Source organism: Actinoplanes sp. CA-030573 (assembly GCF_050951115.1).
Taxonomy (GTDB): domain Bacteria; phylum Actinomycetota; class Actinomycetes; order Mycobacteriales; family Micromonosporaceae; genus Actinoplanes.
In genome coordinates this window covers 3,178,745-3,203,397 of the sequence record NZ_CP192038.1, presented here as the reverse complement: position 1 = coordinate 3,203,397, position 24,653 = coordinate 3,178,745, and the positions used below count along the sequence as shown (strand labels likewise).

Annotated in this window: 18 protein-coding genes and 1 pseudogene; 11 read left to right on the top strand and 8 right to left on the bottom strand. The window is 68.6% G+C overall.

Going from position 1 to position 24,653, the window contains the following annotated elements:
- Positions 1-15: 15 nt before the first annotated feature.
- Genes ACQP2F_RS14925 through ACQP2F_RS14910 form a run of 4 tightly spaced genes read right to left on the bottom strand, consistent with a single transcriptional unit; the run spans position 16 to position 5,159 of the window.
- Entirely contained in the window at positions 16-1,353 is a 1,338-nt protein-coding gene (locus ACQP2F_RS14925; RefSeq protein ID WP_433304406.1) for an ABC transporter substrate-binding protein, read from the bottom strand.
- Between the two features lie 37 nt (positions 1,354-1,390).
- Positions 1,391-2,290, bottom strand: a complete 900-nt coding sequence (locus ACQP2F_RS14920) for a carbohydrate ABC transporter permease (RefSeq protein ID WP_433304404.1) — start codon at positions 2,288-2,290, stop codon at positions 1,391-1,393.
- A gap of 2 nt (positions 2,291-2,292) precedes the next feature.
- On the bottom strand, positions 2,293-3,165 hold the full coding sequence (locus tag ACQP2F_RS14915) for a carbohydrate ABC transporter permease (protein ID WP_433304402.1): 873 nt from the start codon (positions 3,163-3,165) through the stop codon (positions 2,293-2,295).
- The gene (locus ACQP2F_RS14910) at positions 3,162-5,159 is read right to left on the bottom strand and encodes a beta-galactosidase (RefSeq protein ID WP_433304400.1); all 1,998 of its coding nucleotides are present in this window, start codon (positions 5,157-5,159) and stop codon (positions 3,162-3,164) included. The genes ACQP2F_RS14915 and ACQP2F_RS14910 overlap by 4 nt, the downstream gene beginning before the upstream one ends.
- Positions 5,160-5,293: 134 nt before the next feature.
- On the opposite strand from ACQP2F_RS14910, the gene ACQP2F_RS14905 reads away from it, so the two are divergent.
- Both ACQP2F_RS14905 and ACQP2F_RS14900 read left to right on the top strand, forming a co-directional pair.
- A complete protein-coding gene (locus ACQP2F_RS14905; RefSeq protein WP_433304398.1) occupies positions 5,294-6,316 on the top strand; it encodes a LacI family DNA-binding transcriptional regulator in 1,023 nt (340 codons plus the stop codon).
- A gap of 118 nt (positions 6,317-6,434) precedes the next feature.
- Positions 6,435-6,797: a hypothetical protein gene (locus ACQP2F_RS14900; RefSeq protein WP_433304396.1), complete on the top strand. Its 363-nt coding sequence runs from the start codon at positions 6,435-6,437 to the stop codon at positions 6,795-6,797.
- 367 nt (positions 6,798-7,164) lie between these two features.
- Here ACQP2F_RS14900 and ACQP2F_RS14895 read toward each other — a convergent pair whose 3' ends face one another.
- Together ACQP2F_RS14895 and ACQP2F_RS14890 are read right to left on the bottom strand one after the other, a co-directional pair.
- Positions 7,165-8,802, bottom strand: coding sequence for an AfsR/SARP family transcriptional regulator (locus ACQP2F_RS14895; RefSeq protein WP_433304394.1), 1,638 nt, complete (start codon positions 8,800-8,802; stop codon positions 7,165-7,167).
- A gap of 61 nt (positions 8,803-8,863) precedes the next feature.
- The gene (locus ACQP2F_RS14890; protein ID WP_433304392.1) at positions 8,864-10,663 is read right to left on the bottom strand and encodes an Hsp70 family protein; all 1,800 of its coding nucleotides are present in this window, start codon (positions 10,661-10,663) and stop codon (positions 8,864-8,866) included.
- Between the two features lie 265 nt (positions 10,664-10,928).
- On the opposite strand from ACQP2F_RS14890, the gene ACQP2F_RS14885 reads away from it, so the two are divergent.
- The 6 genes from ACQP2F_RS14885 (at position 10,929) to ACQP2F_RS14860 (ending at position 18,672) form a co-directional block, all read left to right on the top strand.
- Positions 10,929-13,499 carry a BTAD domain-containing putative transcriptional regulator gene (locus tag ACQP2F_RS14885; RefSeq protein ID WP_433304391.1) on the top strand — a complete coding sequence of 857 codons (2,571 nt, stop codon included), beginning with the start codon at positions 10,929-10,931 and terminating at the stop codon, positions 13,497-13,499.
- Entirely contained in the window at positions 13,496-14,416 is a 921-nt protein-coding gene (locus tag ACQP2F_RS14880) for a DUF2637 domain-containing protein (protein ID WP_433304389.1), read from the top strand. Before ACQP2F_RS14885 ends, ACQP2F_RS14880 begins: the two co-directional genes overlap by 4 nt.
- Positions 14,417-14,914: 498 nt before the next feature.
- Complete coding sequence (locus tag ACQP2F_RS14875) at positions 14,915-16,171, top strand: sensor histidine kinase (RefSeq protein ID WP_433304387.1); 1,257 nt, start codon at positions 14,915-14,917, stop codon at positions 16,169-16,171.
- Positions 16,168-16,842, top strand: a complete 675-nt coding sequence (locus ACQP2F_RS14870) for a response regulator (protein WP_433304385.1) — start codon at positions 16,168-16,170, stop codon at positions 16,840-16,842. Before ACQP2F_RS14875 ends, ACQP2F_RS14870 begins: the two co-directional genes overlap by 4 nt.
- Before the next feature lie 91 nt (positions 16,843-16,933).
- Positions 16,934-17,854, top strand: a complete 921-nt coding sequence (locus tag ACQP2F_RS14865; RefSeq protein WP_433304383.1) for an ATP-binding cassette domain-containing protein — start codon at positions 16,934-16,936, stop codon at positions 17,852-17,854.
- On the top strand, positions 17,851-18,672 hold the full coding sequence (locus ACQP2F_RS14860) for an ABC transporter permease (protein WP_433304381.1): 822 nt from the start codon (positions 17,851-17,853) through the stop codon (positions 18,670-18,672). Before ACQP2F_RS14865 ends, ACQP2F_RS14860 begins: the two co-directional genes overlap by 4 nt.
- Before the next feature lie 415 nt (positions 18,673-19,087).
- Here the strand turns inward: ACQP2F_RS14860 and ACQP2F_RS14855 are convergent, their stop codons facing one another.
- The gene (locus ACQP2F_RS14855; protein ID WP_433304379.1) at positions 19,088-19,339 is read right to left on the bottom strand and encodes a helix-turn-helix domain-containing protein; all 252 of its coding nucleotides are present in this window, start codon (positions 19,337-19,339) and stop codon (positions 19,088-19,090) included.
- A 654-nt stretch (positions 19,340-19,993) separates the two neighbouring features.
- On the opposite strand from ACQP2F_RS14855, the gene ACQP2F_RS14850 reads away from it, so the two are divergent.
- Both ACQP2F_RS14850 and ACQP2F_RS14845 read left to right on the top strand, forming a co-directional pair.
- Complete coding sequence (locus ACQP2F_RS14850; protein ID WP_433304377.1) at positions 19,994-21,370, top strand: hypothetical protein; 1,377 nt, start codon at positions 19,994-19,996, stop codon at positions 21,368-21,370.
- Between the two features lie 237 nt (positions 21,371-21,607).
- A pseudogene (locus ACQP2F_RS14845) lies at positions 21,608-22,333 on the top strand (transposase); the annotation flags it as partial.
- Between the two features lie 273 nt (positions 22,334-22,606).
- Here ACQP2F_RS14845 and ACQP2F_RS14840 read toward each other — a convergent pair.
- Positions 22,607-23,743 carry an SAM-dependent methyltransferase gene (locus ACQP2F_RS14840; RefSeq protein WP_433304376.1) on the bottom strand — a complete coding sequence of 379 codons (1,137 nt, stop codon included), beginning with the start codon at positions 23,741-23,743 and terminating at the stop codon, positions 22,607-22,609.
- Between the two features lie 561 nt (positions 23,744-24,304).
- Here ACQP2F_RS14840 and ACQP2F_RS14835 point away from each other — a divergent pair.
- Positions 24,305-24,541 (top strand): hypothetical protein, encoded by a 237-nt coding sequence (locus tag ACQP2F_RS14835; protein WP_433304374.1) that lies wholly within the window; start codon positions 24,305-24,307, stop codon positions 24,539-24,541.
- The last annotated feature ends 112 nt before the right edge of the window (positions 24,542-24,653 follow it).

Below are 24,653 nucleotides of genomic sequence, written 5' to 3'. Positions count from 1 at the left end.
GCCGGCCGACTGTGGTTACTGGCTGACCGGGATCGACTGCGACTTCAGCGTCTGTACGGTTGCCGCCTGGCCGTCCTGCAGCGCCTTGACCAGGGTGCCCTGGCCGGAGACGGCGGCCTTGAAGCCGTCACTGACGTTGGCGTACGTCTGCGTCATCGTCGGTCCCCAGGTGAAGTCGGGCTTGACCTCGGTGGCGGCCTGGGCGAAGACGTCGTAGATCTTCTGCCCGCCGTAGAAGCCGACTCCCTCGCTCAACGCCGGCAGCTTCACCCCGGCGGTGGTGGCCGGGTACAGGTTGGCCTTCTTGTTCAGCAGGGTGAGCGCCTCCTCCGAGGTGTTCAGCCACAGCGCGAACTTCGCCGCCTCGTACGGGTGCTTGGAGCTCTTGAACACGGCGGTGGAGGACCCGCCCCAGTTGCCGGCCACCGCGTCGCCCGCGCTCCACTGCGGCATCGGAGCGACCGCCCACTTGCCGGTCGTCTTCGGCGCGCCGGTCGAGATCGAGTTGGCGCCCCAGACGGCCGACACCCAGGTCCACGCCTTGCTGCTGTTGTAGGCGTTGTTCCACTCCGAGGTCCACGGCGGCACGCTCGACACGAGCTTCTTGTCGATCAGGTTCTGCCAGTACTGGGCGACCTGGGTGGTCTTGTCGTCGGTGAGGCTGACCTTCCAGGTGCTGCCGTCGTTGGCGAACCACTGCGCGCCGTTCTGCCACGCCAGCCCGGCGAACTGGTTGATGTCGCTCTGCGAGAAGTTCGTGATGTAGCCGCCGGCCGCCTTCACCTTGACCGCGGCATCGGCGTACTCCTGCCAGGTCTTGGGCACGGCGATGCCGTGCTGCTTGAACAGATCGGCCCGGTAGAACAGGGCCATCGGGCCGGTGTCCTGTGGGATGCCGTAGGCGGCGCCCTTCTCGCCGAAGCTGACCTGGTTCCACGTCCAGTCGATGAACTGGCTCTGCGCCTGGGCGACGATGTCGCAGCCGCCGAGGTTGGTCAGCCCGTCCTGGACCCGGAAGCTGGGCAGCGCGTCGTACTCGATCTGGCCGAGGTCGGGGGCGTTGCCGGCCTTGAGCTGGTTGAAGAAGTTCTGGTACGTGCCGGCGTTGCCGCTCGGGCCGGTCTGCACCTTGACCTGGATGTCGGGGTTCTTGGCGTTCCAGACGTCCACCACGGACTGGATCTCGGGAACCCACGAGGTGAAGGTCAGGGTGACCGGGCCGCCGGCCGGGGCGCAGCTGCCGGCCGCCGCGGTACCGGACGTGCCGGACGAGTCGTCGCCACCGGAGGAGCAGGCGGCCAGGAAAAGGGTGGTGGTGAGGGCCAGAGCGGTCATCGGTCTGATCAGGCGCATGTTTCCTTCTTTCGGTACGTGGTGCCGGGGAGGGCAGTCACTTGAGCGCGCCGGTGCCGAGACCGCCGCGCCAGAATCGCTGCAGGAAAAGGAAGGCGAGGATCATCGGGACCAGCGAGACGAAGGCGCCGACGAGGACCAGGCCGCGCAGTTCGGGGCGCTGGTCGACCTGCGAGTTCCAGGTGTAGAGGCCGAGCGTGACCGGGAACAGCTTCTCGTTGCCGAGCATGATCAGCGGCAGGAGGAAGTTGTTCCAGACGGCGACGAAATGGAACAGGAACACGGTGACGAAAGCGGGCAGCATGAGCCGGGCCGAAACGGTGAAGAACGTACGGATCTCGCCCGAGCCGTCGATGCGCGCCGCCTCGAGCAGGTCTTCCGGCACGCTCGCCGTCGCATAGATGCGGGCGAGGTAGACGCCGAACGGGTTGACGATGCTGGGCAGGAACACCGACCAGAAGGTGTTCGCGGCGTGCACCTTGCTGAACATCAGGAACAGCGGCAGCGCCAGCGCGGTGGCCGGGACCAGCACGCCGCCGAGCACCACGTTGAACAGCAGCTCGCGGCCGGGGAAGCGGTACTTGGCCAGCGCGTACCCGCACATGCCGGCGACCAGCGTGCCGAGCGCGGCCGCGCCGACGGTGTACCCGATGCTGTTGACCACCCAGCGCAGGAAGATGCCGTCGCGGTAGGTCAGCAGCTCGCGGATGTTGCCGGCCGGCTGGAAGTTCTCGAACCACATCGGGCTGCCGCCGACGAACTGGCCCTGCTGCTTGGTGGCGCCGACGAACAGCCACCACAGCGGCGCGAGGAAGTAGACGGTGCAGATCGCCATGACGAGCAGAACGCCGAGCCTGGATACCAGCGGCGCCTGGACGCGCCCGGCCCGCGCGGGAGCCGGAGCCGGGGTCGGCGTGGACGTTGTCCGGGTCAGCACGCTCACTGTGCACCTCGCCGCTGGGTGAACTTCAGGAACGAGAACGACAGGACGAAGGTGGCCAGCGCCAGCACCACGGAGAAGGCGGCGGCGAGGTGGAAGTTCGGCACCGAGGAGACCGAGTAGACGGTCAGGTTGGGTGTGTACGTGCTGGAGACCGCCGAGCTGAAGCTGCGGAAGACCTGCGGCTCGGCCAGCAGCTGCAGCGTGCCGATGATGGAGAACACCGTGGTCAGCACGATCGCCGGCATGACCAGCGGGATCTTGATGGACCAGGCGATCCGCCACTGGCCGGCGCCGTCGATCCGGGCCGCCTCGTAGATGTCGGTCGGCACCGCGAGCAGCGCCGAATAGATGATCAGCATGTTGTAGCCGACGTAGACCCAGGTCACGACGTTGGCCATGGCCCACAGCACGAGGTCGGCCGACAGCAGGTCGAGATGCGCGGTCACCGCCGTGAACGGCGACAGGTTGGGCGAGTAGAGGTAGCCCCACATGATCGCGGCGACCACGCCCGGCACGGCGTACGGCAGGAAGAACGCCAGCCGGAAGAAGCGCTTGCCGCGCACCAGCCCGGAGTCCAGCAGCAGCGCCAGGATCAGGGCGACGCCCAGCATCACCGGAACCTGCACCACCCCGAAGAGCAGCACGCGGGCGACCGAATGCCAGAACGGCGAATCCTGGAACACCCGCTGGTACTGCACCAGCCCGCCGAAGACGTCGCGGGCCGGGCCGAAGGTGCCGGTGCGCCGGACGGTGTACAGCGACTGGACCACCGCGTATCCGATGGGCAACAGGTAGAAGACCGTGAACAGTGCGACGAAGGGGGTCAGGAAGAACAGCAGTGCCGGCCCGTACCGGCGCGTCTGGCTCATGGCGTGGGTTCCTCTCGCAGCACGCGTACGCCGCCGCCACGAACCCGCAGGCGGCCGGTGACCGGCTCGCCGGTCAGCAGGTCCTGTCCGTGGGCGGCGAGCTCCGCTTCGTGCGGGCCGTGGTTGATGACGAACAGGTAGCTACGCCGGCCGTCGCGGCGGCGTACCGCCTCGAGGGTTCCGTCGTTCTCCGGTGCGACGGGACGCACCCCCGCGCGGTCCGCGGCATCGCCGACGAGGCGTCGCATGCCGTCCGGCGTGAGCTGGGTAGCCACGTACCAGGCCAGGCCCGAGCCGTACCGGTTGCGGGTGACCGCGGGCCCACCGGCCAGCGGGCCGTCGGCGAAGCGCCGCACCACGTCCGCGCCGGCCGCGCGCAGCCGCTCGGTCCAGAGCCGGCCGTGGTCGCCATCGTCGAGTGCCACGGCCGCGTCCGGCAGCAGCGGCCGCAGCTCCTCCCCGACGATGCCGAGCACGTCGCGGAACGCCCCCGGATAGCCGCCCAGGCGGATGCGGTCGTGCTCGTCGGCGATGCCGCTGAAGAACGTCACCACGACGTGGCCGCCGCCCTCGACGTACCGCCGGACCGCCGCCGCCTGAGCGTCGGTCACCAGGTAGTGGCACGGGATCACGACCAGGCGGTACCGCGTCAGGTCGGCCTCCGGCGCGACCACGTCGGCGGTGATGCCCAGCTCGCGCAGCGCCCGGTACGAGTGATGCACCTGGTCCAGGTAGTGGACGGCCTCCGAGGGACGCCCGTCGCCCTCGGCCGCCCACCAGCTCTCCCAGCTGAACAGGACGGCGGTGTCCGCCTCGACCGTCGTGCCCGCGACCTCGCCGATCCGGTCGAGCACGGCCGACAGCTCCATCGCCTCCCGCCACGCGGTGGTGTCCGTGCCGGCGTGCGGCAGGAGCGCCGAGTGGAACTTCTCGGCTCCCTGGGCGGAGGCCCGCCACTGGAAGAAGCAGATCGCGTCGGCGCCCCGGGCCACGTGGGCGAGGGTGTTCCGAAGCAGCTCCCCAGGGTCCTTAGCGAGATTGTGCGGCTGCCAGTTCACGGCGCCGGCCGCCTGCTCCATGAGCATCCACGAACGACCCGAGGCCAGCCCGCGGGTGAGGTCCGCGGCGAAGGACAGCTCGGCGGCCGGGTCGGCGAGCCGGTGGTCCAGGTAGTGGTCGTTGGCGACGACGTCCAGGTGCGGCGCCCACGACCAGTAGTTCAGGTTGCGGATGTGCGCGGTGACCATCAGGTTGGTGGTGATCGGCACATCGGTGTACGCCCGCAGCACCGCCACCTCACTGCGGTACTGCTCGAGGACCTGGTCGGAGCTGAACCGCTGGAAGTCCAGCGCCTGCGCCGGGTTACGCAGCGACAGCACGGCGAGCGGTGGCCCGACCTCGGTCCAGTCGCCGTAACGCTGACTCCAGAACGCGGTGCCCCAGGCCTCGTTGAGCGCGGCGATGGTGCCGTACCGGTCCCGCAGCCACCCCCGGAAGGCCTCGGCCGAGGCCGGGCAGTAGCAGAGCGCGTTGTGGCAGCCCAGCTCGTTGGAGACGTGCCAGAGCGCGACGGCGGGATGCCGGCCGTACCGCTGCGCGATCTGCTCGACCAGCGCGAGCGACCGCTCCCGGAAGATCGGCGAGCTCGGGCAGTACGCCTGCCGTCCGCCCGGGTGGCGCGTCGTGCCGTCGGCGGCGACCGGCAACACCTCGGGATGCCGGGCGGTCAGCCACGGCGGCGGCGACGCGGTGGCGGTGCCGAGATTGATCCGGATCTCGTGCTGGTGAAGCAGCTCGATGACGCTGTCGAGCCGCTTGAAGTCGTACTCCCCGGGCCGCGGCTCGACCTCGGACCAGCCGAACACATTGATGGCGACCAGGTCGACGCCGAGGGACCGCATCAACGTGACGTCCTCGCGCCACACGTCCGGCGACCACTGCTCGGGGTTGTAGTCGCACCCGAGCGCGATACCGGGGATCGGCAAAGGCCTCATCCGAGTCGGCTCCCTTCGACCTGTGCACGTGCACAGGTTTCGCTGTGCGAACGTTGCGGTTACCGATCTGTGAACGTGCACACATTAGGTTGGTCCTGGCGGAGCGGTCAATAGCCGTGACTAAAGTGTTTCCCGTGACGACCCCTCGACGCTCGGCCCGCCGAGCCACCGTGCATGACGTGGCGGCGGCGGCCGGGGTCTCGCGGGGCACCGTGAGCCGCGTGATCAACGGCGGCTACGTCTCACCCCAGGCGCGCTCGGCCATCGAGGCGGCGATCAAGCGGGTCGGCTACGTGCCCAACACGGCGGCGCGCAACCTGGTGATGCAGCGGTCCCAGGCGGTCGGCTTCATCGTTCTCGAGCCGCACATGTTGTTCCTCGAGGACCCGAACATCGGCGGCCTGATGCTGGGGGCGAACCGCACGTTGTCGGCCGCGGACTATCAGATGGTCAATCTGGTGGTCGACTCCGACCGCGACACCGCGCGCATCACCCGATATCTGAGCAGCGGTTTCGTCGACGGCGCGATCATCGTGTCGGCGCGGGCGCACGACCCGATCATCAAGGTCATCGCGGACGTGGCGCTGCCGGCGGTCTTCATCGGCCACCCTTCCGATCTCTACGCGCAGATTCCGTTCGTGGGCATCGACAACGTCGCCTCCTCCCGCGCCATCACGGAGCGGTTGATGGCCACCGGCCGGCGGCGGATCGGCATGATCGCCGCGGCGGTGGACCGCGACTCCGGAGCCGACCGGCTGACCGGGTTCCGGGAGGCGCTGGGCTCCCGCTTCGACCCCGGCCTGGTGGCCGAGGTGCCGCTGTACGACTTCTCGCACGGCGCTGAAGGCATGAACCGGCTGCTCGAGCGGACGCCGGAGCTCGACGGTGTCTTCGCGGCATCGGACGCGGTCGCGGCCGGCGCCATCGAGGCGCTGCGCTCCGCCGGGCGGACCGTGCCCGGCGACGTCGGCGTGGTCGGCTTCGACGACAGCTCGTGGGCTACGCGCACCCGTCCGCATCTGTCGACGGTGCATCAGCCGGCGGCAGACATCGGAGCACGCAGCGCCGACATGGTGATGCGCCAGATCCGCGGCGAGGAGGTCGAGCGTGGCGGAGTCATGCTCCCGACGCCGATCGTCTGGCGAGCTTCCGCCTAAGCTCGCCTGTGAGCGCGCAACCGCGACTCGCGCGGTCCTCGCCGTCGGCACATGGTCGGACCGATCCGGCCGACGCGGAGGTCACGGTGAGTCTGGAACACACCGAATGGGGCTGCAGATGATCAACATGCAGGAGTTTGCCCGGCGGCTGAGCACACTCGGGGCCGACACGTTCACCAGCGACGACGTCGTGGACCTGGCCACCGCCGCCGATGTCCGCATAAGCGCCGACCTGGAGATCGACGCCGCCGTAGCGCAGCGCCTGCTCGATCAAATCTCGCCCCCGCTGCCAGTCACCGGTGCGCAGATCGCGGCGTCGCAATGGCCGCCATCCGTGTCGTCCCGGCCAGCCGCGCCCGCGGTGTCTTTTTCCAGCCCTGGTGCCGTCGACGGTCCGGCCGATCAGCAGCGGACCCGATCGGGCAGCTCGGGGCGGGCGCGTGGCGGCCGGCGATCCGGTCCTCGACAAACCGGCAGATGAGGTGCTGTCCGGCGATCCCGGCAGGTGGGGCTGCTGGCGACAATTGACGGCTCGCGGGGTGACCAATGCCGGACGCTTGACGTGTGCGGGTATTTGCCGCGTGCGGCTCGCAGCCGGTTGGCACCTGCAGCCGGACTGCGCTGTCGCCGGAGACGGCAGCGCTGATGATGCTGGGCCGCTGACGGCCAGCCGGCCAGCCGGAGGCTTCGCCGGCCGGCGGATGCGTTCGTGACCTCGGCCGGCCAGCGCACTCGTGGCCGCTGTCGGCCGTTGCCAGGTTCAGATCCGACGGGGCCGCTGCCTTTGACCAGCTGGTGACGCCCGTGTTCAGTCCGTCGCCTGGCCCTTTTCGCTGCGTTCGGGACGCTCATTCGCGCCGGCTGGCACGGCGACGAAGGTCCTCGTTGTCCGGGTCCACGGCCAGTGCGCGCTGCAGCAGGGCAGCTCGCTGACGCGGCTCAGCGGCGTCGATCAGGGCGATGTAGGCGTCGAGGGCGTCCCGGCGTGCCACCTCGCGCCACGTCAGCACCCACGGCCACTGGTGCCGTTCGGCGATGTCCCCCGCGTAGAGGCGGATGACGGTGCGGCACGCCTCACGGCGGTCCGTCGCCGTGCTGGCGTGACGGGCGGCGTGCACGGCGCGGCGCCACGGCTGCAGGTCGGTGCCGATGACGTCGGTGTTGAGATGATAATGATCGTCCGGGTGAAGAACGGGGTCGGCCCCAAGCAGCGGCCGGAGCTGTTTGCGGAGATCGGCGAGCGTGGTGTGCAGCCGTTGAGTGATGGTGGCCGGCGGGATGCCTGGCCAGCATGCGGTGATCAGGTCCGTGCGAGTGGCGCCGCGGTCGTGGACGCCAAGGTAGGCAAGGATCTGCAGCCCGGCCCGCCGGTGCAGACGGATAGGTGTGCCGGCTATGGCAAGGTCGCAGCCGCCGATCAGGCGCAGCTGGCCGGACGCGCCGGGTGACTCGACCGGCGGTGCGGATGGGGTATCGCTCTGATCAGCGGGCATGTTCGGGCCCATGTGGTGGGCCAGACCGGCGAGGGTGATCAGGTCCAGGGCGGCTTGCAGGTCCAGGACGCACAGGCGCCGGGGAGCGCTGATGCCGGTGCCGGTGGTGAGGCCATCGATGGCTACGTGCCAGGTGATGGTGGCGTGCGTCCCGGGTTGCAGGCTCAGGCTGGTCTCCCCCACGGCAGGCGGCTGATCATCGATGCGGGCACCGGCGATGGCGGTGTCCGGGTCGGCGCCGGGCAGGATGCGCGCGGCGTCGGCAGGCCTAAGGTGCAGCCGGCGGTGACCGGCGGTGACTGCAGACAGGGCGGCGACGGCGATCAGGCCTCGGGCGGCGGACTCTGCGCCCGGCCCGCTCAGCGTCACCACGCCGGCCGGGAGCGGGTTGAGCAGCGCGGCGGGTTCGGTGTGCTGCCCGGGAGCCGTCCGCGCGAGGATCGCCTGCACTGTTGCCGGCAGCGTCGGCAGGTCCTGGTCGCGCCCCGGCCGCGGTTGCGGCGGCGCAGGGTGGTAGTGCCGCCGACGGTGCAGCCAGATCAGGGAGGTAGTCGCAGCGACCGCGAGCGCCGCCGACGGGGGGATCCAGGTGCCGCCGGGCAGGTCGATACCGGTCGGTGAGCAGGCGGGATCGTCGGCCTGCTCTAGGTCGGCGGCCTGCGGCGCGGCCGGCGCGGCGGTGGCTTCGGCGGTGATGCCGGGCAAGGTGAGGGCGGCCATGCCGGCCAGCGATCCGGCGGTCACCTGGGCCGGGGTCGGCAGTGGCAGGCGCCGTACTCGGTGCCACCAGGCACGGACCCGCTGGCGAGCCCGGATCATCAGTAGGTAGACGACGAACAGCCAGCCGAGGACGGCGACGATGCCGCATCCGGCAAGGATCATCTCGGCGGTCAGCGGCGGCTGCATCCACGCCCGGATGTCTGCCCCGCTCGGCCGGCGCCACTGAAAGTGCGCCCAGCAGGCAGCGGCCAGCACCGGCGGGCCGGTGATCACGGCGAGGGCGATCCCCGCGACGGCCAGCCGGCGCATGGCGTTCACTGTCATCACCGCCGATTCAGGCCGGCAGCGGGTCGGCGTGGGCGCGCAGGAGCAGCGAGGCTCGCTGCGCCACCCAGTACGTAACGGCGACAGCGAACAGGACGGCGCAGATGCTGGGCCCGGACCGCGAGATGATCACAGTGAAGAAGCTCAGCACGAGTGCCAGCAGCACGCGGACACCGAGGTGGCGGGCCAGGGTACAGGCGATCGCCGCGCCCAGCAGCAGACCGCCACAGAAGCCGCACGGTCCGCTCCACCCAGCCGCCCAGGCGGGCAGACCGCCGTGCCACCAGAAGCTGAGGGCGGCGATGCCCATGCTCACGGCGACCACGGCGGTGACCGGAAACGCGAGGAAGGCGTCCCAGTCTGGCTGCGCGGCGGCCGACCGGCGCCAGGCGAGCACGGCGATCACCGCGGTGACGGTGGCGATGGGGACCACCGGCAGCAGGGTCCAGCGCAGCAGTGCCCCGATCGGATACGCGAAGTACACTGCGGCGGTGATGGCGTAGAGGGCGGCAACGGCGGGTCCGGCGGCGGCGGCCAGCAGCAGACCGGCGGTGATCTGGCCCTCCGGGGTGCCGCGCGAACGCAGGTCCGGCTGCTGGTGCAGCAGGGCGGCGATGACGGCGCTGGACTGCAGGAAGGTGATCGCGGCGAGCACCGCAGCGATAACAAGTTCACCCCAGCTGGCCAGCACATAGTAGCCGGGCCCCAGCCGGTCGGGGTGGCCGTTGTTGAACTCGGCGCTGAACACGAAATGCGCATACAGGATCAGGGAGAACAGGCCGGACAGACTGAGCGCCGCCAGGCGCCGTAACGGTGGCATCGCCGCCGCTACCGCATTGCGTCCGCGGGCTGCCGGGGCGTTCGAGTGCACCTCGATGGCCCCGAGCACGGCAGCCGACTCCGGCGGGCTCGCCAGACGGGCCTTGACGCCGAGCTTCGCGCTGAGCATCGCGGTAGTCTCGGGAAGGGCGGCGCTGGCGCCGATCAGGTGCACGGCGCCGACTTGCTCGACGCTGAGGTCAGCGTTGCCCACCACCTGCTTCGCCAGATCAGCGATGTGGTCCAGGACCGGATGGGCGACGCGGGCGAGCTCGGTGGCGTCGACCACCCGAGGCACGGAGGTACCGGGCAGCACGACGGTTACCGCCGGCTGATCGGCCAGGCTGCGCTTGGCGGCACGCAGCACCGCCAGCAGGGGCCACCGTTGCGCCGGCGGGACCGCGTCGAGCTCACCGGTGAGCACGACGGCGGCCAGCGCCGCATCGACCTGGTCACCGCCGGCTTTCGCGTCGGCGAGGGTGGCCACCACCTCCGGCCCGGAGGGCCCGGCGGCCACGACGGTCACCTCGCATCCCGCGCCGACGTCGACGACCAGCACCGGCCGTTCGATACTCCCCGGATCTGCCAGCAGCCGGGCGGCGGCGACCGGAGCCTCGATCAGCTGCGGTGCCGGCAGGCCGGCTCGGTGGGCCGCATGCCGCAGCCAGGTGCGCCGGCGGGGGCCCCAGCCGGCGGGCACCGCCATCCGGACGTCGGCCGGCGGCTGCCCCGCCTGCCCGGCGGCATGCTCCATGACGTGACGCAAGGTCGCCGCGACCAGATCGGCGACCTCCACCTGCCGGCCGCCGACGGTGATCTCGCCGGTGCCCAAGCGCAGCGGCGAGACGACGAACCCGTCAGGGTCGCGGCCAGCCATGGCCCACGCCTGGGCGCCGACCGTTATCCCCGCGCCGCTGACATGCACGGCGCTGGAGAGCGGGCCGCCGGGGAAGGTCAGCGTTCGCCAGGCCCCGTCGGCCTGCACAAGCACAGCACGGGTGTACGCGGCACCATAGGCGATCGCTATCCGGGGATGCATGGCGGCCAGTGGAGCAGAGCGCCCGCGATCCGTCACGACCCGCTGGACAACTTTCGTTCTGAGTAGACGACCGTTCCGCTCTGCGGTGTGTGAGTGGCTGTGAGTGATGTGTGAGCAGCTGTTTGCGGCGGCGTGGCGGTGACAGGCCTAGCGTCGGCAGCCTCGACACGCTCGCGGTACCGGCAGATCGAGCCGGAACGGACGGAGGCAGCACCAGATGATCAGATGGGTCGCGGCAGTCCGGGCCGGTGTTCTGCTCTGCTGCTGGCTGGCCGGCGGGCCAGTCGCGTTGACCTCGATCACCGGCAATCCCCTGCCGCGGCGGCTGCCCCCCGCCGACGCGGTGCAGGCTTGGATGGACGCGCCATTCGACCCCCGTTATGCGGCAGCGACCGCCCGCACCTTCGCATGGCTGCTGTGGGCAACGGTCACACTGGTCGTGCTGGCCGTGGCCGCGGCACGCGTCCGCCGATGGCGCTGGCGAGGTTTGCGGCAGTACTTGCCGGCACCGGCGCCAGGGCTGGCGGCCACGCTCGTCGGCGCCGCGACCGTCGCCGCCGCAGGAACGGCCGCAGCCGGGGCCGCCGCGCACGCCGCACCGGCCGATGCCGCCGCCACGGGGATTGACGCTCAGCGTCCCGTCAGCGGTGCCATACCGGACCAGAACGCGCACGATCGGGCCGAGCGCACCGTCGTGGTCCTGCCCGGCGACACGCTGTCCGCCATCGCTGCCCACCAGCTCGGTGACACCGCCCGCTGGCCGGAGATCTTCCAGCTCAACCGTCACCGGCACTTTGCTGGCGTGGGCGGCACACTAACCGACCCTGACCTGATTTACCCGGGGTGGCGGCTTACCCTACCCGCAGGTCCCGGCCATGCCCGGCCGGGCAACAACGCTCACGGCGCTGCACCCGCAGGCTCGACCGCGGCTGCACAGACCGGGACGCCGTCTGCCGGCGCACCGGCAGCGACCCCCGCAGCGTCAGCCGAATGCAGCGACAGCTCCGCACCGGTCCCGCAGCGCTCCCCCAGCGCTACCGCCGTCGGCTCCGCGCCGGCGGGGCATCGCTCGCCGCCCTCCGCTCGTCACGGCGACAACACCGGACCGCTCGGAGGCTGGCTGCCGCTACCGCTGACGGCAGCGTTGGCCGGCATCGGCGCCGCCGTGTGGCTGCGCCGACGGCAGCACACCGAGAGGGGAACGACCGACGCGGACGCCGCGCGGCGGCGACCCGTCATGCCAGAGGGTGAGCGGCGCATGCGTACGGCCCGACCGGCAACACCACCGCCGACCGCAGACCCTTCGGTGACCAGCCAGCCCGGCTTGGCTGCCGCGCGCGATGCCGGTGCCGGCGGTCGCGGCCTGATCGGGCCGGGAGCTTTTGACGCTGCACGGGCCGTGCTCGTGACCGCGCTGACGGCGCCCGACGATGACCCGAATCGCGCCCCCCTGATCGTCGTGCCCGCCCCGTGGCTGACCGCCGCCATAGGGGAGATCCCCACCGGCAGGAGGCTGCGGATGCAGATCACCGCCGACCTGCCGGAGGCGATCCGGGTGCTGGACACCGCGCTGCTCGAGCGGCACCGCGTCCTGCTCGACCACGACATCGCCGAGCTGGCCCAGCTGCGCGACACGGACCCGGACCACCCGGCGCTGCCGCCCATCCTGCTGCTCGCCGACGCACCGCCTGTGCACCTGCGCGACCAGCTGCAGCAGATACTGCTGCAGGGCAGCCCGGTAGGCATCACCGCCGTTCTGCTCGGTGACTGGCCCGCCCGTACCATCACCATCGACCGCGACGGCCACACTGCCGCCGGGCGGCTCGACGTTCTCGACATGACAGCCGCCCGGCAGCTGCTGGCCGCCACCGACGATCCAGCCGTCGCCGCGTTCGCGGATTCGCACGTCGCGGCAGCTGCCGGGACCGTGACCTCGGAGCCTTCCCACCGGCCCGTCCGGCTCGCCGGCAGCGCTCCCATCGCCCACCCGCCGCCTGCCGCCGCTCCTGCCGACGAACCCACACCGGTCGCGTCCAGCCCGGTGCCGGTCCATCTGTTCGGCCCGCCCACGATCTTCCAATACGACGGATCGGCAATCACCGGATTGCGGCATCACGCCAGGGAACTGCTGGTTTATCTGGCCGTTCACCGCGGCGGCGCCAACCTGCCCGACATCATGGAAGCGTTCTGGCCGAACGCGACCATGCGCCGCGCCGCCCAGCGGCTATCCACCGAAGTCGCTGACCTGCGCCGCCACCTCCGTCAGGCCGCCGACAACCGCAGCATCCAGCCGGTGGTCAACACCGGCGGTCGCTACCACCTCGACCCTGACCTGCTCGACATCGACCTCTGGCGGTTCATCGACATCCTCCGACGCCTGCAGCACGCCGACACCGCCGCTAGGCCGGCGCTGCTGCAGCAGGCCTGTGACAGCGGCACCGCCCCGCTCGCCGACGGCTACCGCTACGAGTGGGTCGATTCCGTCCGCGAACAGCTGCGCCGCGACCGCATCCGCGTGCGGGTAGAGCTGGCCCAGCTCGTCGGCCGCGACGACCCGGCCGCCGCGGCGGACCTGCTCGCGGCGGCCGCCGCCCTCGACCCGGCCGACGAGGAACTCGCCCAGCGCCTCATGCGTGCCCTCGCGGCAGCGAACTCCTCCGCTGCGGTGCCCGGTGTGCTGGAGCAGCTACGCGCCGCCCTGCACAACATCGATGAGCAGCCGTCGGAGGCGACCGTCACACTCGCAGCCCGGCTCGCCCCATCCGCCGACCACGGACGAACCCGATGATCACCACCGGCCGGCTGACCCAGCTGCGCTGGGGCGTTCGGGCCGTGCTGGCGCTGGGGGTGGCCGCCTCCGTCACCGCCAACGTCCTGCACGCCCGCACCAACCCGGTCAGCCAGGCGATCGCCGGCTGGCCACCGATCGCGCTGCTGCTCACCGTCGAGCTGATCTCAAGGATCCCCGTCTACCGGCGCAGCCTGGCCGCAGTCCGCATCGGCGCCACCGCCATCATCGCCGGCATCGCCGCCTGGGTGTCGTACTGGCACATGGCCGGCGTCGCCGCCCGCTACGGCGAAACCGGCGCCTCCGCCTACCTGCTGCCGCTGTCGGTGGACGGGCTGGTCGTCGTCGCCAGTGTCTGCCTCGTCGAGCTGGGCAGCCGAGCCGCCGCGTCCCCGATACCGGCACCGGATGCGCGCTCGGCTGATCGGGCCGCGGCGAGCGCACCGCCGACGAACGGCACAACGGCACACCGCACCTCTTCCAGCTCGCCGGCGGCGGCCTCCACACCGGCCTCGCCGCAGCGGTCGGCGACGACAAACCGACGCGGCGACGGTCGCCGCGTCGAGGCGCCCCGCACGCCGGCGGTGAGCGGTGACAGCACCGCCTACCACCCGACCAACGACGACGACGCGGCGATGTATCGGGCCTGGCTGCAGGCCGTCGCCGACGGCAGGCACCCTTCGGGCGCCGACCTGGCACGAGCGGTCGGGCGGGCCGACGACAATACAGGCGTCGGCCGTCGCGCGGCGCGCCGCTACCGAACCGCTCACGTGTCACCGCCGATCGGAGCGGTCGGCCCCAGCGGCCCCTTAGCCGTCGGCGCATCGGCGCCGCAACAACGGGCAGACCGCGGAGCGCCGGGTACCAACCGTCAGTCCGCCGATGTGCCCTTGGCTCTGGCCGCCGATGGATCGTAAAGCGCCCTTGGCACACGGCTGACTGATCCCGTGACGTGCGAACCTCACCATGAAGGCGCGGACCGATGACCCTCAGTACTGCCGGTCTCAGCCCCCTGCGCCCGTACTCGTTGATCTCCCAGCTTTGCCGTGCGCTCAGGCTCGCCCGGCCGATATCGGGCACAACGATGCTCGAGGCAGCGGTGGGGGAAGGCTCGCCGTCGCGGCAGCGCGACCTCTGGAGAATAACGACAGGGCATCCACAGGATCGCGGACAACCGCGAGAGAGCTTGTCACGCCAGGACCCTGCATCAGGATCCTGCATTAAGGCGTGGCCGGGCAGCGAACAACCGCAGTGTCGTCCGGCCGCTCCGGCGGTGCGGGTAGCGGCGCCGGGTACGGCGGTCACCGAGTCGGCACATGCCGCACCCGCGGTGATCCGAGCGTCCGTGAACCCAAACCACACTCAGCCGGCCGTATTGCTGCCACGCGAGGAGCCAGGGCGGGCCGAGGCTGCGCATGCCGCTGAGGCGCAGCCATCCATCGCTGGGCCGACCCACTGGACGTTGGCGTACCTTCGACGAGGTGGGACGCCTTGAACGGTTGCGGCGGACCGTCCGCGTGCATCCGACAGCCGCAGATGCCGTGCTGGCCGCGGTGTTGTTCGCGGCAAGTCTGCTGCCGATACATCCGCCAGAAACACAGGCGGCGGCGCCTCTGACGGTGGGCACTGTCTTGCTGTCCGGGGCCGGAGCCGGCGCGTTGGTCCTGCGGCGCCGCTACCCGCTGCCCGTTCTCGCAGTGGTGAGTGCCGCCGCGGCCGCCGCGCTGCTGACCCAGCAGTCACGCGGGTTCTTCGTGCTCACCGTCGGCGTCGCCGCGTACACGGTAGCGACCCGGACCCCGCGGCGGACGGCCGTCGCGGTGGGTACGGCCAGTGCCCTAGCTCTCGGGGTGTGTGCCGTGGTCGCGCTCGGCATCGGCTGGCTGGATCCGGCGATCGTGGTCCTGTTGCTGTGGTTCGGGCTGGCCGTGGCGGCCGGCAGCGCGGTGCGCACCCGGCGTGCGTACATCGCGGTGCTGGAGGAGCGGGCCGAGCGGGCGGAACGGACTCGTGAGCAGGAGGCTCGCCGCCGGGTCGCGGAGGAGCGTCTGCGCATCGCGCGTGAGCTGCACGACGTGGTGGCACACCAGATAGCGGTGATCAACGTGCAGGCCGGAGTGGCCGGCCACGTGCTGCGGGAGCGGCCGGGCGCCGCGGAAGACGCTCTGGGGCATGTCCGGGCCGCCGCCCGGACCGCGCTCGAGGAACTGGCCACGCTGCTGGGAGTGCTGCGCCGCGACGACGCGCCGGATCCACCCACCGAGCCGGCGCCGAGCCTTAGCCGGCTCGAGAGCCTCATCGACAGCTTCGCCGCCACCCAGCCGATCCGGTGGACGACCGCCGGGCAACCCCGGGCGTTGCCGGGCGCGGTCGACGTGGCGGCGTACCGGATCGTGCAGGAGTCCCTGACCAACGCCTGCCGGCACGCGAACGGCGCGGCGGTCACGGTTCGCCTGACCTACCACGAGGAAGGGGTGACCATCGAGGTGTACGACGACGGTCGCACGGCGTCCGCGACCCCGGCCGCGCCGGGGGCCGGCCTCGGCCTGATCGGCATGCGGGAACGTGCCGAGTCGGTAGGCGGAGCGTTCCACGCCGGCCCGCGGCCGGAAGGCGGCTTCGAGGTCCGCGCCGAACTACCCGCCCGCGCCACGGACACGAGGCCGCGATGACCGTACGCGTCCTGCTCGCCGATGACCAGACGCTGATCCGAGCCGGTTTCCGGGTGCTGATCGACTCGGCGCCGGACCTGACCGTGGTGGGCGAGGCGGCGACCGGCGGCGAGGCCGTCGACCGGGCCCGCGACACCGCCGCCGACGTCGTCCTGATGGACATCCGGATGCCGGACATGGACGGGCTGCAGGCCACCCGGCTGATCACCGCCGACCCGCAACTGGCGGGAACTCGGGTGCTGATCCTGACCACCTTCGAGGACGAGTACGTCTTCCAGGCGCTGAGGGCCGGCGCCAGCGGCTTCCTCGGCAAAGGCGTCGAGCCGGCCGAACTACTCGCCGCCATCCGGACCGTCGCCGCCGGGGACGCGCTGCTGTCCCCGAAAGCCGTACGCGGGTTGATCAGCCGCTTTCTCGCCGAGCCCGAGCCGGAGGCCCGCGCCACACCGCAAGTGCTGCAGGTGCTCACCGACCGCGAACGGGAGGTGCTCACCCTGGTGGCGGCCGGGTTGAGCAACGAGCAGATCGCCGCGCGGCTGGTGGTATCGCCGCTGACCGCCAAGACGCACGTGAACCGGGCGATGGCCAAGCTCGGCGCCCGCGATCGCGCGCAGCTGGTGGTGATCGCCTACCAGACCGGGCTGGTCCGGGCCGATCCGCCGGCGCAGTAGGCGCCCGGTCGGCGTACCACCGCTGCGGTACGCGCAGAAGTCCACGGCTGGTGGACGCCGCGGGCACGCTACGCGGGTGACCGTGGTAGCCATGATCGAAGTAGTCGAGCTGAGCAAACGCTACGGCGACAAGCACGCCGTCGATGCGCTGTCCTTCCAGGTCAAGCCGGGCGTGGTCACCGGTTTCCTGGGACCCAACGGCGCCGGGAAATCCACCACCATGCGAATGATCCTCGGGCTGGACGCCCCGACCGGCGGGCACGCCACCGTGAACGGCCGCCGGTACGCCGACCACTCGGATCCGATCCGCCAGATCGGTGCCCTGCTGGAGGCCCGGGCGGTGCACACCGGCCGCTCCGCCCGAAACCATCTGCTGGCCCAGGCCGCGACGCACGGCATCGGCACCCGCCGGGTGGACGAGGTGATCGACATGGTCGGGCTGCGCGACGTGGCCGGGAAACGGGCGGGTGGCTTCTCCCTGGGCATGGGACAGCGGCTCGGCATCGCCGCCGCGCTGATCGGCGACCCGGCGGTGGTCATGCTCGACGAACCGGTCAACGGCCTGGACCCCGACGGCATCCGCTGGATCCGCAACCTGCTCAAAGACCTCGCGGCACAAGGCCGTACGGTATTCGTCTCCTCCCATCTGATGAGCGAGATGGCGCAGACGGCGCAGCACCTCATCGTCGTCGGCCGCGGCCGCCTGCTCGCCGACGTCCCCCTCGCCGAGTTCACGCGCCGGGCGTCCCAGGCCACCGTCCGCGTCCGCTCACCGCAGGCCGCCGCCCTGCGCGAGCTGCTGGTCGGAGCCGGGGTGACGGTCACCAGCGGTGAACCCGGCCTGCTGGAGGTAACCGGCCTGAGCTCCGAGCAGATCGGCGACCGTGCCGCCGCCGCCCATCTCACCCTGTACGAGCTCAGCACCGCCGAAACGTCATTGGAGGAGGCGTTCATGTCCATGACCCGCGACACCGTCGAGTACAGCGGCAGCGCCACGAAAGCATCGCGATGACGTCGATCACGGCCGCGGGCATCCCCGCCGACGCTCGTGTGGGCCTCAGCCGGGTGATCCGCTCCGAGTGGATCAAATTCCGGTCGCTGCGGTCGTCGCTGATCATGCTGGCCGCGACGGTGACCGTGTTCGCCGGCCTCGGCCTCGGTTTCTCGGCGTTCCTCGCCGGCACCACCGTCGAGCCCGGCACGTCGGCGCCGCCCGGCGGCCCCTCGTCGCTGGATCCTCTCGGCGCGAGCCTCGGCGGCGTCAACCTGGCGCAACTGCTGATCGGCACCCTCGGCGTGCTGCTGATCGCCGGCGAGTACTCGACCGGCATGATCCGCTTTTCGCTCACCGCCGTGCCCCGCCGCTGGCCTGTCCTCGTCGGCAAGGTGGCCGTGCTGGCCGCTGTCACGCTGGCCGCCCTGGTACCGACGGTCCTGCTAACCTTCCTCGCCGGGCAGGCCGTCCTCGGCGACAAGGGCATCTCCCTCGCCGACGACGGCGTGTTGCGGGCGGTCCTCGGCACGGCCGGCTATCTCGCCGGCGTCGGCGTACTGGGCATGGCACTCGGTTTCCTGCTACGCAACATCGCCGCCGCGCTCACCACCGTGGTCGCCATCCTGCTGATCGCGCCCGGCGTCGTGTCGCTACTGCCCGACAACTGGTCCGACACGATCGCGCCCTATCTGCCGTCCAATGCCGGACAGGCATTCATGAACCTCGGCACCGACCCCGGCCTGCTCTCGCCAGCAGTAGGGGCGGCCGTCTTTGGGAGCTGGCTGGTCGTGCTGCTGGCTGCCGCGGCCAGCCAGCTCCAGCATCGCGAAGGTTAAGGAAGAAGCCGGCGGGGCCGCACCGACGTTGGGCGGCACCGGTGCGCCCCGTGGCTGGGCTTGGCGTCTGATTTTCCTCCGCCGGCTGCTTTTGAGAACCCCACGGTTCTATCGTCTTCCGCTAACCAATGCGGAATATGTCAGCTGGCGACGGCCGCTAACCCCGTCATTGAGGAAGAAAATGAGTGTACCTTCTCGCAGCTTTCGCGATATCGCCGATACTGTGCCCTCGCCGACCTTGCGGACGGACCAGTCGACCTCCGTCGGCAGCGCGACGGGTGTAGATTTGGTCCACCGCCACCGCAGCGCTTGTATATAGCGTGTTTTAGAAGCTGTTGGGTCGATAGGCTGCCACGACTACATGGGGACATCCCCGAAGACAGCAGTGCGCCAATGTGCGATTTCTGTGACTTTGTCACCATGCCGACCGCTGCCGACGGACTCGATGAGGGGTTGCGGTCAGCAATGATGCCGCTCCACCAAATGCGTAACGTTCCAGCCATCGGTCGACAGTCGGTAACGACGTTCGAGTCAGGGCAGCGATCTCTCTCCGTGGCAAACCTTTAGCTCTTAGCAGCACTATCGCTGCCCGCGTCTTCAATTCGGGCGGGGCGTCGACTCGTTCGAGGATTCCCTGCAACTCCGCCTCAGCTTCATCTGACAGCATCCGGTCAGCATCGGGGAACTGAACGCCTTGACGCAAGTGGACGCGGAAAAGACACGTTAGGAGCGTCGGTCAACGCCGTGCGGACATACCAGCCACCGCAGGCAAGACATGAGCAAGTTTCAGGTTGAGAGCTGATTTGTGCTGTCTTCACCCCGATAGACGCCCTCCTCCGGAATGCGCCATCGTCCCGCGTGCACGAGCAAATCGATGAGGCGGCATAACAGTGCCCCGACGCCACCCCTCAGATCGTCGAGACCCTGAAGCATGATGAGGCAACTCCAGCTCGGACTACTGTTCATCGACCAACAAGGACGCCCAGATGCCACCGCCGATCCTGCAACCACAAAACGGATAAGGCCGAAAGATGATACTTTCCGGCGATGAGCTTCGTTCCCCTTGCAGGTTTCGGCACTGCCGGTTCCACAAAGCCGTTGCGCGCCTCAAGCCAGAGCGGTACGGCGTTCACTGAGCCATCAGCCGTTCACACATGCTGGGATGCCGCCCGTTCCCCGCTCGGGGGCCAATATCATGCGCTTTCGAAGGGCGACAGTCGCGGCACGGCATCTATGCCGTAACGATAATATTGACGACCGTAAGATCGGAAGCTGACATCATCGAGGAGACCTACTGCTTCGATGCGTCGAAGGATGCTCAGTGCTTACACCAATATCTCAATTCCGGCAGGCGTGGGCCATTCTTTTAGTGGCAGCTCTGCTCATATTTTATCCGACGCTTGCCCGGGCAGATACGAACCCCAGCGTCGCCGACGAGTTCGACTATAATGACGCCTTTCTCGCCCCGGACCGAGACCATGCGATCGGGGACGCGTTTCGGCTGCACTTCATATCCACGGTCACGGTAAACGGAATCATCATGGCCTACTTCGTTAAAAACAAGGGTGAAAGTTTTGCCACCGGCCTAGCGACCTCAGCCGACGGCATCAACTGGACAGATCAGGGAATCGTCTTGGATAACGGCCCTGCCGGCAGCAACGACGACCGGATTGCCAGCTTCCCAGGCATTGCTTATGCCGATGGCATCTTCTACCTCGTCTACGAAGCTGCGGGTCACGATAATGCTGGCGACGTCGCGTTGGCCACCTCTACAGACGGGCGGAAATTCACCAAGATCGGACGCATCCTCGAGCACAACACTCACGGGTGGGAACGAGTGAACATCGGCACACCAAGCCTCGTTTTAGATAATGGAGTTTGGTACTTGTACTACCACGGGTTCGATGGTCACGACGTACGAGTGGGTTACGCAAGTGGCACCGATTTGACCAAACTCACTAAGTCCATTGCCAACCCCGTGCTTGACACCGGCCTCTCGGGCACTTGGGATGCCGGCACAGTCGGCAAGCGAGACATTATCAAGCAGGGCAATTCTTATTACATGGTATACGAAGGCAGCACCGACAAGCCCTTCGACACCGCGCGATGGTCAACAGGTTTAGCTGCAGCACCCAGCCCCGCCGGACCTTGGACGAAGTTTCAACAAAATCCAGTGTTGCCATCAAGCAACGGATTCGGTAACGACGGACCAGCATTCGTCAACGTCGGTGGCCAGACCTGGGTGTATTACCGATTCGGCGGAGGAACTCGCAGAGCGGCTTTCACGGCCGTCCCGCAACACGTATGGCAAACCGAAACATTGCCATATCACCTCATCGGACGGCCAGACGGGAGCGGCTGGTCCGCCAATGTCAACGACGGATCTGGCTTCCTCAGTTACGGACCTTATACATCAGACATTAGAGCCGGACAGCATGTCGGTGTAGTCTCCCTCGCGATTGACAACAACACTGCGGACAACTTGCCGGTCGCTACAATAGACGTCTACGACGCCACAGCGGCAACGGTCATCGCGCAACGCACCATACACAGACGTGAGTTTGTTGCGAACTCCAACTACGAAAAGTTCGGCATTCCCTTTACGCTGGAAGCCGACCAACAGGGGCATCTTCTGGAGATTCGCACTCAGATAGGTGGTTCCGCTTACCTCAACGAGGACTGGCAAGCATTCTCATAATCGAAGCTACCAGTGATGGCGGAATAAAGGTGTGAACAGCGTACGATTGCCGATAAGCTCGATTCTTTCAATTGCGCTGCCCGCCTAGCCTCGCCCCTTCGTTAGGGGTGTCCAAGGATTGGGCCGGAAACGAAGAAGTGCCTTCTGATCAGGGAAAATAGGACTTGCTGAGGGTCCGATATTCCTGTCACGGAAGGCACTTGCTGGGTGCAGGCTACCGCAACACGTCCGAAGATCATGGTGTCTGGGGACGGGCGGGGCGTGGTCGGTCATGCCGGTGCCCGTCTGCTCGCTGATCTCGCCGACGCGACGGGCCTGACCAGTGCGTTCAGTCAGGCGCTGGCAGACGTGCGGCAACGGCAGGGCGGTCACGACCCGGGCCGGATCGCGGTCGATCTCGCCGTCATGCTGGCCGACGGTGGTGAGGCCATCGCCGATCTGTCGGTGCTGCGAGACCAGCCGGGCCTGTTCGGTCCGGTCGCGTCCGACCCGACCGCCTGGCGGCTGTTGTCACAGCTCAACGAGGCAGCCCTCGCCGAGCTGCGGTCCCCCCGAGCCGACGCCCGCGAAGTCGCCTGGGCCCAGCACGCCGAGGTCCGCGGCGACCTCCCGCAACCAGCAGTGGCGGGCCGCCCGGTCGACGGCTTGGTCTTGGACATCGACGCCACCATCGTGATCTGCCACTCGGAGAAGGAGTCAGCGACCCGGACCTGGAAGAAAACGTTCGGCTTCCACCCGCTGCTGTGCTTTCTGGACAACACCGGCGAAGCCCTCGCCGTGCTGCTGCGCGAAGGCCGGGCCGGCTCCAACACCACCGCCGACCACATCACCGTGCTCGACCATGCCCTCGCCCAGATCCCCGACGCACACCGTTACGGCACCCCGATCCTGATCCGTTGCGATTCGGCTGGTTCCAGCCACGGCTTCCTCGCCCAAATCCGGGCCTTGCGCGAGCGGCACCTCGCGGCGGCCTCGGCCGACATCAGCGCGTGACAGAGTGCTTGTCATCAACCACTCCTTCGAGCACAGGCTGCAGAACGCCGGTGGCCTCGACCCCTCCTTCGCTGCGCCTACACCTCGACTACTAACTCCGAGATGAAGGCGTTGACGTTCGTCGACTTGATACGCCGTACCGCCGTACCGCCGTACCGCCGTACCGCCGTACCGCCGTACCGCCGTACCGCTGCACCGCCGCACCGCCGCACCGCGGAGGTGTGGGTCGATCCGTGGACACGGTCAACGCTTGCGGCCGACAGCGCAGAACATTGCGACCTCTCGAGCAGTTGGCCGCTGCCGAGATATGGCTTTCGGGCGCCAGTCGGAGACCGGCACGATTTGAGGCTCGAGCAGTTCCAAGCCGGTGAAAAACTCGCCGAACTCGCTCGCGGACCGGGCATATCCGTCGTTCTTGCCGACGGCGACCATCGTCCGATAGAGCGCGACCTGCCCCGGCGGGCTGTAGTCGAGCGTGAAGTGGGACGCCGCCAGGTAACTCCCGGATGGGAGCGCGTCGACCAGTCGTTTCACAACCGCACTCGCCTTTTCGTGGTCCGGCAGGAAATGTAGTACCGCGGCCAGAATCAGCGCGACTGGACGATCAAGATCTAGGGTCGCCCGCAGATCGGGGTGGTTGAGAATCCTCTCCGGATCTCGGAGGTCCTCTTCGATGTAGCACGAATGACCCTGCGCTGTGCTCGTCAGCAGCGCACGGGCGTGAGTCATCACCATGGGGTCGTTGTCGACATAGACGATCGCGCTGCGCGGGTTGAGCCGTTGAGCCACCTGGTGCGTGTTGTCGGCGGTAGGCAGGCCGCTACCGATGTCCAAGAACTGGTCGATGCCGGCTTCGCTGGTCAGAAAGCCGACTACTCGCTGCAAAAACGCCCGGTTCTCGTGCGTCGAGACCCGTACGGCTGGATGTGCCCTCTCGAGAAGGTCACCGGATTCGCGGTCGACAGCGAAGTTGTCCTTGCTGCCGAGCCAGTAGTTGTAGCGCCGAGCGGGGTGCGCGGTCGACGAGTCGAGATGGCTGTTGCGCGCCTGCCCCGGTCGCTGATCGGCTTCGCATACCTCGCCAGATCCCTCAGGGTTCACGATAGCGTCGAGGAGCTTGACGGCGATCGTGCCTTGCTCCGTGAGCGTCCAGAGAAGTCGCCGCCCGTCAGGACCTTTCCGCTGCTCGATCAGTCCGAGGGAGCGTAAGGAGCTCAGGCTAGCGCTGATCTGTCCGTCGCCCGGCGCATAGTTCAAGCCCGCGAGTGCGACCCGGATCTTGGCGTATCCCCTGGGCCCTGCCGCAAGGACGCGCAGGATCGGCCCGTACGATCTGTGTCTCACGATTTCAGTGATCATGTCCTGGCGTGAAAGGCCCATGCAAGATCCCCGTCTCAGTGGCGAACATACCTCCGAATCGAAGACCACATGGTAGCGGTATGTGCCGACAATTTGTCATCGATGAAACAATTCTCAACGCCTGCTTTGCCGACGAATGCCCCCTGGCTGCTCAGCCGCATGTTAATTGATCGTCGTAATGTTGACGGCTGAAGTCAGCGAGGCCGACTGGGCTCGAGGAGCCGTCTCGAGGCGGATGAGGGGTCGCGGGACGTTATGCGCAGTTTCTCTTGCGCAACGACTGTGGCGCGGCTTCAACAGCGCTCTGCCGTCGTGGTAGCGCTGAGCCTAGCCATGCTGTAAACCGGACGGCGCACGAGCAGGTTGGGATCCTTTCTGGCCGCCGGGGGTTCGGTGGCCGGGCCGGGCTCGACGTCGTGTCCACGGAGGTGCCGCCCTATTTGTCCCAGCCGGCACGTCGTCGGCCGCCGACACCACGAGGAAGTATCAATTCTTATGGAGCATGGGCCCGTCGGTTCTGCCGACGTCAAACAGACCCCAACACAAAACTTCAGCTTCGGGCGGCGCCTTCGGCGCGCTCGGATGCAACGCGGCTGGTCGCAGGCCAAGTTGGCGCATCGCTTGGTTGAAGTCGCGGTGCGCTACCAGGGGGCGGCAAGACCCGAGTCGCTCGTGAAGATGATCAGCAAGTGGGAGGGTGATCACTTGATTCCCGACCAGTACAACCGGCACTTGCTCGCTGAAGCGCTGGACGTGACAGTGGGTGATCTCGGAATTTCTCTCGACCCAGACTTCGTCATGCTTCCCGCGCAAAGGTGATGTAGTCGCGAATTTGCTTGTCGGACGGAAAGTGTATTCAACAACTCGAAACAATCGCCGCGGCGGCATGAATCGTGACAACGTGTGTGGATGGCTGACAACTATGATTAGA